Genomic DNA, 13527 nt, shown 5'->3' on the forward strand with positions numbered 1-13527 from the left:
GGCGGCGGCCGGCCGCCCGAAAGACGCCGTTGGAAACGAGGAAACGCCCATGATCTTTGATACCCACGCCCACTATTACGACGAGGCCTTTGACGCCGACCGGGACGCGCTGCTGTCCGCGCTGCCCGGGCGTGGCGTGGCGCTGGTGGTCTGTCCCGGCTGCGACCTGGGCTCCTCCCGCGCCTGTGTGTCGCTGGCCGAGCGTTATGACTACCTCTATGCCGCGGCGGGCATCCACCCGGAAAATCTGGAGGGGGTCGCCCTGGCGGAGCTGGACGGGGTGAAGGCCCTGTGCGCCCACCCCAGAGTGGTGGCGGTGGGGGAGGTCGGCCTGGATTATTACTGGGTCAAAACGCCCGAGGCGCGCAAGCGCTCCCGGGACTTTTTCGACGCCCAGCTCTCCCTGGCGGAGGAGCTGGATCTGCCCGTCATCGTCCATGACCGGGACGCCCACAGGGACTGTCTGGATCTGGTGCGGGCCCACCCCAACGCCCGGGGGGTGTTCCACTGCTACTCCGGCAGCCTGGAGGACGCCAGGGTGCTGCTGGATCGGGGCTGGATGCTCTCCTTCACAGGCAGCCTCACCTTCCACAACGCCAGGCGGGCGCCGGAGGTGGCGGCGTGGATGCCGCTGGAGCGGCTGATGCTGGAGACCGACGCCCCCTATATGGCTCCGGAGCCCCACCGGGGACAGCGGTGCGACTCCGCCATGATCGCGCGCTGCGCCGAGAAGGTGGCCCAGCTGAGGGGCATTTCGCCGGAGGAGGTCCTCCGGATCACGCTGGAAAATGGAAAACGATTTTTTGGAATCAGGGAGGGGTAAGGGATGCAGACCATTTCTTACGAGTATGAGGGCGCGCTGTACGTGAACCTGACCAACCGCTGCGACTGCTCCTGCGTGTTCTGCCTGCGGCACAACGGGCACAAGGGGAGCATCTATGCCGACGATCTGTGGCTGGAGCATGAACCCAGCCGGGAGGAGGCGCTGGAGGACCTGCTGGCGCGGGAGCTCACCAAATACCGTGAGCTGGTCTTCTGCGGCTTTGGGGAACCCATGTACCGCACGGAGGATATCGTCTGGCTGGTGGACGAGCTGAAAAAGCGGGTGAGCGGTCTGCCCCCCGTACGGATCAACACCAACGGTCATGCCAACCTGATCCTGGGACAGGACGTGACGCCGCGGCTCCAGGGGCGCATTGATACGCTCTCCATCTCCCTCAACGGCTCCACGCCGGAGGAGTATTGCGCCGTGACCCGTCCCAGGGACGGGGAGAAAGCCTGGCACGCCATGCTGGATTTTGCCGGAAAGGCCAAGGAGTACGTGCCCAACGTAGTGATGACCATTGTGGACAAGGATCAGACGCCGGAGGCGATCGAGCGCTGCCGCCGGATCACCCGGGATCTGGGCGTGAAGCTGCGCATCCGGGCGTACATCCCGGACTAGGGCAGAGCGGGCGCGGGGAAAACGGACGGCTTCAAAAAACGGGCGGCCACAGGCCGCCCGTTTTTGCGTGTTGCGGCGCGCCGCCATAGGCTGCTACGCCGCGTCGTTTTCCAGTTCCTCCAGCGCCTCCCGCTCGGAGTCGGCGGAGAACCGGAAGCGGCCCGCCTGATCGTAGACCTCCACATGTCCGTACACGAATCGGATCTCGTAATCCATGGGTCAGCGCTCCTTCCTGTCTCGTTGTGAGTACAGTATAACGGAGCATATGTACGATAAAGCGGACTATTCTTCCGCGGGGGACACATCGCCCAAAAACCGCTCCCAGGCGTCCGGGTGGTCCACAAAATACAGCGGGCAGGCCTTGCCGGTCACATCGTAGTGCCGCAGGATCTGTGACGGCTCCAGCTGATAGTACTCCATGAGCCAGCGCACCAGCCTCACCAGCGCGTCGTAGGTCTCAGGGGTAAACGCGCCCGTGCCGTCCGGGTGGCAGCATTCGATGGAGATGGTGTCCTCATTGCGGTCGTTGGAGCAGTAGGCGATCTCGTCCAGCGGGACGTTCAGGAGGATCTCGCCGTCCAGGCCGATCAAAAAATGACTGCTGGCATAGGTCTCGCCGGTCTGGGCCAGGCCTTCGAAATAACTGTGGTTCTGCGCCGCGGTGGTGCCGGGATTGCCCACATAATGGACCACCACGCCGTTTACCGTATCCAGCGGCTCCCCCGGCCGGGAATAGGGGTTCACCGGAAGCAGGTCGGCCGTGATCCAGTCGGGGGTCGCCGGGGCAGGGAAGCGTCTGGACGCAAAGGGGTCGATCCACTTGATCACTGCCAATCCCGCCACCAGGATCAGCAGGATGGGGAAAAGCCCGGGGCTGCGCCGTTGCTTTCTGCGGGGCCGCGGGGGTGCGACAGGCATGCGCTTGCCCTCCTTTCGATGCGCTTGCCCTGGCATTATAACAGAGCCGGGGCGGTCTGTGTGTTAAACTTTTCTTACAAAGTACCGTCCAAACGGCGGGACCCATACAACAGCAAAAGCTTCCTGCCGGCCTTACGACTGACAGGAAGCCTTTGTGTTCAAACGAATACGGAGCAGCCTGGAAGCCGGCGGCTGCAGGTCAGAGCGACGCCCTGTGCGTGCCGACGTCGGTATTGAAATACAGCAACCCGGCAAACGCCAGGAACACAAGCGCGGCGGCGGCAAAAGACTTCCTTACCATATCAACACGCGCCCAGCGCCCGGTCGTAGGCGTCCTTGACCGGCTGGCTGAAGCAGACGAAGGTGACGTGCTCCACACAGGAGCCTGCCGCCAGACAGTCCCGCACCGTGGCCACGGCGATCGGGGCCGCCTGCTCCAGCGGGAAGCGATACACGCCGGTGGAAATCGAAGGGAAGGCCACGCTTTTACAGCCGTACCGACCGGCCAGCGCCATGCAGCTGCGGTAGCAGGAGGCCAGCAGTTCCGCCTCCCGGCAGACCCCACCGCGCCAGATAGGGCCGGGCGTGTGGATGACGTATCGGGCAGGCAGATCATAGCCCCGCGTCAGCTTGGCCTGCCCGGTCTCGCAGCCGTTCAGGGTGCGGCACTCGGCCAGAAGGCCAGGCCCCGCGGCGGCATGGATGGCGCCGTCCACACCGCCGCCGCCCAGCAGGGAGCAGTTGGCGGCGTTGACGATGGCGTCGGCCGCTACCCGGGTGATGTCGCCCAGAAGGGTATCAATGAGGCAGCTCATCCCGGGGCTCCTTTCCCTCCTGCGCCGCCGGCTGGAAGGCCTTGGGGGGCTGGACGGCGGCACGGTCGGTGAACACCAGCGCGAAGGCGGCGGCATCCATAGTTTCGTACTGCAGCAGGTAGTCGGCCACGAAATCCAGCGCGTCCCGCTGTCCGGTGAGGATCTCCTTGCAGCGGGCGTAGGCCCCGTCGATGAGGGCCTTGACCTCCTCGTCGATGAGGGCGGCCACTTCCTCCGAGTAGTTCTTGGCCTGAGCCATGGAACGGCCGATGAAGATCTCGTCGTGGCCGGAGTCGAAGACCACGTTGCCCACCCGCTCGCTCATGCCGTAGCGGGTGACCATGTTGCGGGCGATGGAGGTGGCTTTTTGCAGGTCGTTGCCCGCGCCGGTGGAGATGTCGCCCAGGGCCAGTTCCTCTGCGGCCCGGCCGCCCAGGCAGACGGCGATGCGCTCTGTGAGCGCCTGGCGGGACTGGAAGCTCACATCTTCCCGGGGCAGGGAGATGGTCATGCCCCCCGCCATGCCCCGGGGGATGATGGTGATCTGATGGACCGGGTCCTGGGTCTCCAGAGCGTGGATGACGATGGCGTGACCCGCCTCATGATAGGCGGTGAGCCTGCGCTCCCGCTCGATGACCACCCGGCTCTTCTTCTCCGGCCCGGCAATGACCTTGATCACCGCCTCGTGCAGATCCTGCATGCGGATAAACCGCTCCTGACGCCGGGCGGCCAGCAGGGCGGCCTCGTTCATCAGGTTCTCCAGGTCCGCGCCGGTAAAGCCGCCGGTGGCCTTGGCCAGCTCCGCCAGATCCACGTCCTCCGCCAGGGGCTTGTTGCGGGCGTGGACCTTCAAAATGGCCTCCCGGCCCTTGATGTCCGGATAGCCCACATACACCTGCCGGTCGAACCGGCCGGGGCGCAGCAGGGCAGGGTCCAGGATGTCCTGCCGGTTGGTAGCCGCCATGACCACTACGCCCTCGTTGTTGCCGAAGCCGTCCATCTCCACCAGCAGCTGGTTGAGGGTCTGCTCCCGCTCGTCGTGGCCGCCGCCCAGGCCCGCGCCCCGCTGGCGGCCCACCGCGTCGATCTCGTCGATGAAGACGATGGCGGGGGCGTTCTTCTTGGCCTGGTCGAACAGGTCCCGGACGCGGGAGGCGCCCACGCCCACGTAGAGCTCCACAAAGTCGGAACCGGAGATGGACAGGAAGTGGACCCCCGCCTCCCCGGCCACGGCCTTGGCCAGCAGGGTCTTGCCGGTGCCCGGCGGGCCCACCAAAAGCACGCCCTTGGGGATGCGGGCGCCCAGCTCCAAAAAGCGCTTGGGGTCCTTGAGGAACTCCACGATCTCCTGGAGCTCGCCCTTCTCCTCCTCCGCGCCGGCCACGTCGTCAAAGGTGACCTTCTTCTGTTCATCCGCCCCGGTGCGGGTGCGGGCACGGCCGAAGCGGGCGGTCTTGTCCCCGCCGGCGCCCCCGCCGCCGTTCTGGCGGAGGATGGCAAAGTACCAAAGCAGGCCGAAGACCACCAGGATCACGATCCAGGGGACAAAGGACATCCACGCCGGGGCCACAAAGCCCTGGGGATAGTTATAGTCGGTGATCACGCCCCGGTGCACCTGCTGCACGATCAGGTCGTTGAAGTCGTTGTAGAACCAGTCGGGGTTTGCCACATCATAGGTAATGGTGGACTGGCCGTTGACCGGCTCCTTGAGCCAGAGGGTGACGGTGTTGTCCTCCACCTGGACCTGGGTCACCAGCTCCTGCTCCAGCAGGCGGCGGATCTCCCCGTAAGAGGTCTGGACGCTGCCGTCCAGCCCCCCGCGCAGGGCAAAGATGGTCATCAAGAGGATCACGGCGATGAGCAGATAAAAGCCCACGTCGCGCATGCTTCCTTTGCGTTTCAAACAGCGGACACGTCCTTTCCGGGCTGAATCAGCGCGCTAAAAACCGGCCTGGCCCCGGTCATTTTTCGTATACACAGGGCTTGAGCACTCCTATGTAAGGCAGGTTGCGGTACTTTTCGGCATAATCCAGGCCGTAACCCACCACGAAGTAGTCGGGGATGGAGAAGCCCGCGTAGTGCAGCTCCACCGGCTTGGTGCGGCGGGAGGGCTTATCCAGCAGGGTGCACAGCCGTACCGAGGCGGGGCGGCGGGCCTGGAGGATCTGAAGCAGGTAGCTCAGCGTGTTGCCGCTGTCCAGAATATCCTCCACCACGATCACGTCCTTGCCCTCGATGTGCTCGGACAGGTCCTTGACGATCTTCACCTGGCCGGAGCTGGCGGTGCCTGCCCCGTAGGAGGAGACTGCCATAAAGTCCACCGTGCAGGGCAGGTGGATCTGCCGCACCAGATCGGCCATAAAAACGAAGGACCCCCGCAGCACGCTGACCAGCAGCGGCTCTTTTCCGGCGTAGTCCCGGTCGATCTCGGCGGCGATTTCGCTCACCCGGCGTGCCAGCTCCTCCTGGGAAAACAGCACCCGTTCCACATCTTTGTCCAGTATCTGTTCCATCTCGCTCACTCTTTCTTCCAAAATAGCAGTTCATAGGCGCGCCCCCCGGTCTGGGCCAGACGGCGCTGGTCGGCCCCAAAGCCCGCCACCGCCGCCACCCCGGCCCGGTCGGCCAGGACGGGGATATGTTCCCGCTCCCGTCGGGGGACTTTTTCGTCGATAAACAGCTTTTTCAACGTCTTGGTGCCCCCCCGCCGGGGCAGGGCGATCTCGTCTCCGGTCTGCCGGGGCCGCAGCAGCAGCACACCGTCCACCTTGTCCCGGTCCAGGTAGACCGCGCCGGGAAGGCGTTCGCTCTCGTCCGGACAGGGGAGCGAGCGACAGCGCACCCGCCATGGGGTGCCCTCCAGGAGGGTCTCCCCGTCCAGCACCAGGGGCGCGGGAAGGAAGGGGGGCAGGGGATCGGACGAACGGGTCAGCAGCAGTTCCCGGTAGACACGCTGGGCCAGCTTGCCGCCGGGCAGGAAGACCACGGCGGAGGGATCGCTCCCCCGGGCCAGCTCCACTACAGCGTTCAGGTGGGCGGAGGAACAGTTGGTATTGCCGTCCCCCAGCATCTCCAGCAGCCGCCGCACCGCCCGGGGGGCGATGGCGGGGGGAAGCTCGGCGATCAGGCGGGCTTCGATGACCAGGTCGTCCTCCGCCCAGCGGGCGTTGGCGCAGACCAGCGCGGCCTGGGCGTTGAGATAGTCGTTGTCGGCGCGCAGCAGGGCCATGGTGGCGGCCACGCCCTCGCTCAGGCGGGGATTCAGGTCCCGCAGCACCGGCACCACCTGATGGCGCAGGCGGTTGCGGGCATAGGCCTCATCGGAATTGGAGCTGTCCTCCACATGGGGGATGCCGTGCTCGGCCAGGTAGGAGAGCACCTCCGCCCGGGAGCAGGCGAGCAGGGGGCGCACGATCCCGTCGCGGCGGGGCGGGATGCCGGACAGCCCATGCAGCCCGGCGCCCCGCACCAGATGGAGCAGCAGGGTCTCCAAATTGTCGTCGGCATTATGGGCGGTGGCGATGCGCGTACAGTCCAGAGCCTCGGCGCTTTGGCGGAGAAAATCATAGCGCAGCTGCCGGGCGGTCTCCTCCACACCCAGACCGCGGCTCTGAGCCTGCGCGTTCACATCTCCCTCGCCCATCACGAAAAGGATGTCGCGCGCTGCGCACCACTGGGCCACAAAGGCCGCGTCCCGGTCGGATTCCGCGCCCCGCAGGTGGTGGTGGAAGTGGGCGGCCGCAATGGTAAAGCCGCCGGGCTTTGCTAGCTCTCCCAGCAGGTGGAGCAGGCACATGGAGTCCGCCCCGCCGGACACGGCGCACAAGACCCGTCCGCCCCGGGGGAGCATATCGTATTCCATCGAGAGAGAGAGCACCTTTTGCAGCATAGCGCGCCTCGCAAAGTTTCCGCCGGGGGCGGAAATAAATGGATTGGACGTGCGGAAAAACACAGGGGAAACCGCCCCGCAGGGCAAGCGGGGAAGCGCTGGAGGGCGGGCCTGCGCAGCACCCAGTTCTTCCGTTGTCCCGCCCAGGCGGGACAACGAAGAGGGGGAACGGCGGGCGCGGGACGTCAGTATTCCTCGTGCCTTCGGTCAAGGGAGGAAAAGGTGGTATACTCGGGCAGCCACTGCAGCTCCACCTTACCGGTCTCGCCGTGGCGGTTTTTGGCAATGATGCACTCCGCCAGATTGTGATTTTCGCTGTCCTCGTTGTAATAATCCTCCCGATAGAGGAACATGACGATATCCGCGTCCTGCTCGATGGCGCCGGATTCCCGCAGGTCGGAAAGCATGGGGCGCTTGTCGGAGCGGGCCTCGTTGGCGCGGGAGAGCTGGGACAGGCAGAGCACCGGCACGTTGAGCTCCTTGGCCATGATTTTCAGGGCGCGGGAGATATCGGAGACAATCTGCTGGCGGTTATCGCCGCTGCGGCCCGGCCCGCCGGCGGAGGTCATAAGCTGGAGGTAGTCTATGACCACCAGCCCCAGATTATCCACCCGGCGGCACTTGGCATTCATGTCCGCCACCGAGAGGGCGGGGTTGTCGTCGATGAGGATCTGGGTCTGGTTCAGGGCGGCGGAGGCGGCGGCGATCTTGGTCCAGTCGTCCTCGCTGAGCTTGCCCGTCACCAGGCGCTTGTTGTCCACAAAGCTCTCGCCGGAGATCAGGCGCATGGCCAGCTGCTCCCGGCTCATTTCCAGCGAAAAAAAGACCACGGTTTTGCCGGAGAACTTGCCCGCGTGCAGCAGGATGTTCAGGGCGAAGGAGGTCTTGCCCATGCCGGGGCGGGCGGCCAGCAGGATCAGGTCGGATTTGTTCAGACCGGAGATGGCCGCGTCCACGTCGGGCAGGCCGGTGGACAGGCCGGGGACCGCCTGTTCGCTGGCGGCCAGCTCGTTGAGGCGCTCGTACACGTTGAGGATGACGCTGGAAATGTGCTCCAGGCCCTGGGCGGAGCGGCCCTGCCGGATGGCGTAGATGCGCTGCTCGGCGGCCTCCAGCACCTCGCGGGCGGTGCCGGTGCCCTCCTGGATCATGGCGGTCAGGTCTCCCGCGGTCTCGGCGATGCGCCGCAGCAGGGACTTGTCCTTGACGATGGCGGCATACTCCTTTACGTTGGCCGCCGTAGGCGTGATCTCCATCAGCTGGAGAATATAGTTGCGGGAGGTGTTTTCGTCATATACCCCGTTCAGGCGCATGTGCTCCAGCACCGTCACCGGGTCGATGGTCTGGGAGAAATTGAACATGGAATAGATGGTCTCATAGATCTCCCGGTTCTGCCGCAGATAGAAGTCCTCGCTTTTCAGGGCTTCGATGACCTCCGGCACGCAGCGGGCGTCAATGAGCATGGCGCCCAGCACGCTTTGCTCGGCCTCCACGCTGTGGGGCATCTGCCGCGACAAAAGCTCCTCTTCGGTTGCCATGTGTTCCACCCGCTTCCCGTTGCTGTTTGCGCGCGGGCGAACCGGCTTCGCCGCAGCGCGCGGCGGCGCGCCTGAATGCAGGCGGCCGCCTTCCCGTCCGGGGGAAACGCCCCCCGAACGCGCGTTAGTTCTCGGCCACGACCACCTTCAGGGTGCCGGTGACCTCGTAGCCCAGCTTCACCTTGAGCGTATAGCCGCCGAAGGCCTTGATGGGCTCATCCTGGACGATCTTGGTTTTCGGAATGCTGATGCCGTGCTGGGCGCTCAGGGCGTCGGCGATCTCCTTGGAGGTCACCGCGCCGAACAGCCGCCCGCCGTTGCCGCCCTTGGCGACCACCTTCACGCTCAGCTGCTCAAGCCTGGCGGCCACGGCCTCGGCCTCCGCCTTTTCGGCGGCCTGCTGGGCCATTCTCGCCTTCTCCTGCATCTTCATGGTGTTCACATTCTCCGCGGTGGCCGGCACGGCCAGCTTTCGGGGCAGGAGGAAATTGCGGGCATAGCCGTCGCTGGCCTCGATCATCTGGCCCTTTTTGCCCTGGCCCTTCACGTCCTGCTGTAAAATTACTTTCATGTTATCGTCCTTCCTTTCTGGAACTGTCATCATTTAATAGGGGAGATGAATTTCCGCGACGCGCCAGCCGTCTTCGGTACGCTCCATGCGGATGGGGTATGCTTCGGCGGTTTCACCGGTAACGATCAAAGGTTCCTCCGCGCCCTCCGGCGCCTCCGCCAGGACGGCGTAGTGGCCGATCAGGTCGAACACGATTTCGTCCTCGGTCCGACGCACCAACTGGTAGGAGTCGGGTGTCCCGGACCAGCCGTACTCCAGGCTGCTGCCCCGGGAGGCGTCGAGATAGCACAGCCTGCCATCCTCAGTGGAGGTAAAAAGAGGCTGTGGCGTGCCGTGGGCGCGGGTGAAGTAGAGCAGCTCCTCCTGGTATTCGGACGTGAACAGAGCGTCCATCATGGCCTTAAAGTCCGCCCAGCGGGCATAGCGGCCTACGGAGATCACATAGAGATCGCCGCCCAGCTCCACGGTCTGGCAATGGTCCAGGTCCGGCATGCTGCCGTCGTCAAAAGGGAAACGGTCCACGTAGGAGGTCTCGCAGCCCATCAGGAAATTGGCCGCCTCAAATGCATGGAGAAACAGCGCCTGCTGGTCCGTATCCAGAAAGTCGGGGACCGGCTGCGCCTTCGTACTGTCTGAAAGAGGCGGCTCCAACGCAGGGATGGGCGTGGGCGTGGGCGTAGGCGTGGACGTAGGCGTGGGCGCGGCGCAGGCGGCCAGGGTCAGGCACAGCAGCAGGGCCGGCACGGCGGAAAGCAGCCGTTTCATAACCATTCTCCTCTGACGGGCAGGGAACAGGCGGGGCCTATTCCTCCTCCAAGTATTGGTCGATGGCGCGCAGCAGGTCCTTGGTGACCTCCTCCACGCTCTTGCCGGGCACCTGGGCGCCGGCGGTGGCGGCGTTGCCGCCGCCCCCCAGTTTTTCCAGGATTACCTGCACGTTTACATCCCCCATGCTCCGGGCGGAGAGGATCACACGCCCCTCGCCGTCGGGGAAGAGGACAAAAGAGGTGTCGATCCCGGAAATATTCAGCAGCTCGTCGGCGGCCTGGGCGGCGGTGATGCGGCCCACCGGGTGGTCGACCCGGGCCACGGCGATGTCGTTGCGGTACATACGGGCGTTTTGGATGATGTCGTACCGGGCGATGGTGCCCTCCAGATCGTTCTGGAAGAGCTTTTTCACGTCCCCGGTATCCGCGCCGGAGCGGCGGAGGAAGGCGGCCGCCTCGAAGGTGCGGCTGCCGGTACGCATGGTGAACTGTTTGGTATCCAGGGTGATCCCGGCCAGCAGCGCCTCGGCCTCGGCCTTGCGCAGGTCCGCGCCTTCCAGCAGGTACTGCAGCAGCTCGGTGACCAGTTCGCTGGCGGAGGAGGCGTAGGGCTCGTGGAAGTTCAGGGCGGCGTTGGCGATATAGGTGGCGGCCCGGCGGTGATGGTCGATGACCGCCACCTTGCTGCTGGATTCCAGCAGGTCCTGACTGACCACCTGCTCGGGGCGGTTGGTGTCCACCACCACCAACAGGGCGTTGACGTCGGCCGCCAGGATGGCATCCTGCACGGAGAGAAACACGCCCTGGTATTCCGGCAGCTGGGAGAGCTTCTCCATCATCTCGCTGGCGGGGGTTTGGCCCGCCTCCTTGACAATGTTCACCGGGGTGCCCTTTTTCCGGGCGATGGCGCACACGCCGGCGGCCGCGCCGATGCAGTCCAGATCCGGAAATTTGTGGCCCATGACGAATACCCGGGAGGCGTCGGCCACCAGCTCGCCCAGGGCGTTGGCCATGACCCGGCTCTTGACCTTGGTGCGCTTCTCCAGCTCCTTGGTGCGCCCGCCGTAAAACTCAAAATTAAACTTGTTCTTGATGACCGCCTGGTCGCCGCCGCGGGAGAGGGCCATCTCCACCGACAAAGAGGCGTACTGGAACAGCTCCTCCAGGGTATCCGCGTCCCGGCCGATGCCGATGGACACCGTGGCGGGCAGGCCGTTGGGGCTGACCACCTCATGGACTGCGTCCAGCACCGAGAACTTGCCCTCCTGGAACTGGGCCAGGAAATGCTCCTCGAAAAGGAAGAGGTAGCGGTCCCGGTCGTACCGGCAGAACAGGCCCTGGGCGGGGGCCGCCCACTGGTCCAGACGCTGGTCGATCTCGCTGCGCAGGGCCGAGCGGGCGTTGTCCGGGATGCCCTTCATCAGCTCCTCATAGTTGTCCAGCATCAGGATGGCCGCCACAGGACGGGCGGCATAATACAGGTCCCGCACGTCGGCCAGATCGGTCACGTCCACCCAGTAGGTGGTGGCCAGATATCCCCGGGCGCCGGAATCCTCCGTGCGCACCAGATGGCCGAAGACCTGGAAGCGCCGCTCCCCCAGCAGCACCTCGGTGGGACACTCGGTCTTGCCCTCCATGAGCCAGCGGGAGGAAAAGTCGGGTACGGCGGCGGTGAGCTTGGTGTCAAACAGGTGCTCGCGCTCGCCGGTGATCTGCAGAAAGCGGTCGTTGGACCAGATGACCTCGTCGTTCTCCGGCCGGAAGATGACCATGGGCAGGGGGGCGTTGACCATGGTGTCCTTGGTAGCCGTGTCCATATTGCAGGTGACGCTTTCAATATACTGGATGATCTCTTTCTGCCGGTGGGCGTTGCTGCGGCGGAAGTAAAGGTAGAGCACCAGCACCACCGCCAGTTCCGCCAGGGCGGCGGGGCGGCTGAACAGGGCGGTGACACCCGCAAAGACCAGAAGGCATAAGAAATACAGCCGGAGGCTGGGCTCCAGCAGATGGGACAGCTTGTTTTTTCGCATGAGACACCTCCCATGACGCGGCACTCAATAATAAAGGTATTTTATTATACCAAACTCAAAAGTTAAAAACAAGTCCGCTTGCGCCCCAACTCCGCCTGTGGTACAATAACTTTTATCCAATTTGTATCACGCTTTACATTCTTTTGCTCCGGCGACTGCCATACTGAAGGGCACAAGGAGCATTTGATAAGGAGGCCGCTTTTTATGAAGGAATATCCCGTCCAGCGCGCCGCGGCGCTCAAACCGCTGCCCGACCCGGAGATGCTGGTGTTCGGCAAGACCTTTACCGACCACATGTTTTTGATGGATTACACCGCCGGGCAGGGCTGGCACGACGGGCGCATCGTCCCCTACGCGCCGCTGGCCCTGGAGCCCTCCGCCATGGTGTTTCATTACGCGCAGGAGGTCTTTGAGGGACTGAAGGCCTACCGCAGTCCGGACGGGGGCGTGCAGCTGTTCCGCCCCATGGAGAACGTCCGGCGCATCAACTCCTCCTGCGAGCGGATGTGCATCCCGCAGCTGCCGGAGGAAGATACCCTTGCCGCCATCGAGCAGCTGGTGCGCGTGGAGGAGCGCTGGGTGCCTGCCAAGCCGGGCACGTCCCTGTACATCCGCCCCTTTGTCATCGCCACTACTCCCAGCCTGGGCGTACATGCGGCGCATGACTATATTTTCTGCATCATCACCTGCCCAGTGGGCGCTTACTACAAAGAGGGCATCAACCCCGTGCGCATCTATGTGGAGAACCAGGATGTCCGCGCCGTCCGGGGCGGGACCGGGTACACCAAATGCGGCGGCAACTATGCCGCCTCCATCCGGGCCGGAGAGCGGGCCGAGGAGCAGGGGTATGCCCAGGTGCTCTGGCTGGACGGCGTGCACCGCAGGTATATCGAGGAAGTGGGCTCCATGAACGTGCTGTTCAAGATCGGCGGCACGGTGATCACCCCAGCGCTCACCGGCTCCGTCCTGCCGGGCATCACCCGCAAATCCTGCATCGAGCTGCTCAAGAGCTGGGGCGTTCCGGTGGAGGAGCGCCTCATCACCGCCGAGGAGCTCTTCGACGCCGCCGAGGCGGGGCGGCTGGAGGAGGCCTTCGGCTCCGGCACCGCCGCCGTGGTCTCCCCCATCGGCGAGATGGGCTGGGGCGAGCGTCACGTAACGGTCAACGGCGGACAGATCGGCGCGCTGACCCGGAAGCTGTACGACACCCTGACCGGTATCCAGTGGGGCACGGTCTCCGATCCCTTCGGCTGGACGCTCAAGCTGTGACGGAAGATACAGGCGGCCCGCCGCCTCGTTATCGTCCGCCTCGCAGAAGTCCGCGGCCGGAGCGGCAAACGAAGGTTTGCTCGGTGTGCCCGTCGTGAAACACAAATCTCAGCCGGCCCATATGCAGGCGCTCCGCTTTTGGCGGACCGCTTATCCGTGAAGTCAAAACCTCCGGCAAAGCCGGAGGCTTGAGTAAGCCCTAGAAGGGCATGATACGGACGAAGCCCCTTAAGGGGCCCCGAAAGGTTTGCCGACCGCATTTCTTTCACGGGCTGCCCCTTAAGGG

At 64.6% G+C, this 13527-nt stretch carries 13 protein-coding genes; 3 read left to right on the plus strand and 10 right to left on the minus strand.

Features of this window, described 5'->3' with window-relative positions; genetic code table 11:
- The first annotated feature begins 49 nt into the window (after positions 1 to 49).
- A complete protein-coding gene (locus tag NE547_RS16410; protein WP_256176474.1) occupies positions 50 to 823 on the plus strand; it encodes a TatD family hydrolase in 774 nt (257 codons plus the stop codon).
- Positions 824 to 826: 3 nt separating this feature from the next.
- A complete protein-coding gene (locus NE547_RS16415; protein WP_256176475.1) occupies positions 827 to 1444 on the plus strand; it encodes a TatD family nuclease-associated radical SAM protein in 618 nt (205 codons plus the stop codon).
- 93 nt (positions 1445 to 1537) lie between these two features.
- Here NE547_RS16415 and NE547_RS16420 read toward each other — a convergent pair whose 3' ends face one another.
- From NE547_RS16420 to NE547_RS16465, 10 genes are all read right to left on the minus strand, one after another.
- Positions 1538 to 1660: a hypothetical protein gene (locus NE547_RS16420; protein ID WP_256176476.1), complete on the minus strand. Its 123-nt coding sequence runs from the start codon at positions 1658 to 1660 to the stop codon at positions 1538 to 1540.
- A gap of 66 nt (positions 1661 to 1726) precedes the next feature.
- Positions 1727 to 2362: an N-acetylmuramoyl-L-alanine amidase family protein gene (locus NE547_RS16425; RefSeq protein WP_256176477.1), complete on the minus strand. Its 636-nt coding sequence runs from the start codon at positions 2360 to 2362 to the stop codon at positions 1727 to 1729.
- Positions 2363 to 2664: 302 nt separating this feature from the next.
- Positions 2665 to 3177: an O-acetyl-ADP-ribose deacetylase gene (locus NE547_RS16430; RefSeq protein WP_186906644.1), complete on the minus strand. Its 513-nt coding sequence runs from the start codon at positions 3175 to 3177 to the stop codon at positions 2665 to 2667.
- Complete coding sequence (gene ftsH, locus NE547_RS16435; RefSeq protein WP_186906817.1) at positions 3161 to 5062, minus strand: ATP-dependent zinc metalloprotease FtsH; 1902 nt, start codon at positions 5060 to 5062, stop codon at positions 3161 to 3163. The genes NE547_RS16430 and ftsH overlap by 17 nt, the downstream gene beginning before the upstream one ends.
- Before the next feature lie 76 nt (positions 5063 to 5138).
- Positions 5139 to 5690 (minus strand): hypoxanthine phosphoribosyltransferase, encoded by a 552-nt coding sequence (gene hpt / locus NE547_RS16440; RefSeq protein WP_186906645.1) that lies wholly within the window; start codon positions 5688 to 5690, stop codon positions 5139 to 5141.
- Between the two features lie 5 nt (positions 5691 to 5695).
- On the minus strand, positions 5696 to 7066 hold the full coding sequence (tilS, locus tag NE547_RS16445) for a tRNA lysidine(34) synthetase TilS (RefSeq protein WP_186906646.1): 1371 nt from the start codon (positions 7064 to 7066) through the stop codon (positions 5696 to 5698).
- Positions 7067 to 7251: 185 nt separating this feature from the next.
- A complete protein-coding gene (gene dnaB / locus NE547_RS16450; protein WP_186906647.1) occupies positions 7252 to 8604 on the minus strand; it encodes a replicative DNA helicase in 1353 nt (450 codons plus the stop codon).
- A gap of 124 nt (positions 8605 to 8728) precedes the next feature.
- On the minus strand, positions 8729 to 9175 hold the full coding sequence (rplI, locus tag NE547_RS16455) for a 50S ribosomal protein L9 (RefSeq protein WP_186906648.1): 447 nt from the start codon (positions 9173 to 9175) through the stop codon (positions 8729 to 8731).
- 33 nt (positions 9176 to 9208) lie between these two features.
- Positions 9209 to 9940, minus strand: a complete 732-nt coding sequence (locus tag NE547_RS16460; protein WP_256176478.1) for a hypothetical protein — start codon at positions 9938 to 9940, stop codon at positions 9209 to 9211.
- 37 nt (positions 9941 to 9977) lie between these two features.
- Positions 9978 to 11972 carry a DHH family phosphoesterase gene (locus NE547_RS16465; RefSeq protein ID WP_256176479.1) on the minus strand — a complete coding sequence of 665 codons (1995 nt, stop codon included), beginning with the start codon at positions 11970 to 11972 and terminating at the stop codon, positions 9978 to 9980.
- A gap of 204 nt (positions 11973 to 12176) precedes the next feature.
- On the opposite strand from NE547_RS16465, the gene NE547_RS16470 reads away from it, so the two are divergent.
- Positions 12177 to 13241 (plus strand): branched-chain amino acid aminotransferase, encoded by a 1065-nt coding sequence (locus NE547_RS16470; RefSeq protein ID WP_256176480.1) that lies wholly within the window; start codon positions 12177 to 12179, stop codon positions 13239 to 13241.
- Positions 13242 to 13527 lie beyond the last annotated feature (286 nt).

The sequence above is a fragment of the Flavonifractor sp. DFI.6.63 genome, assembly GCF_024462255.1.
GTDB classification, from domain to species: Bacteria; Bacillota; Clostridia; order Oscillospirales; family Oscillospiraceae; genus Lawsonibacter_A; species Lawsonibacter_A hominis.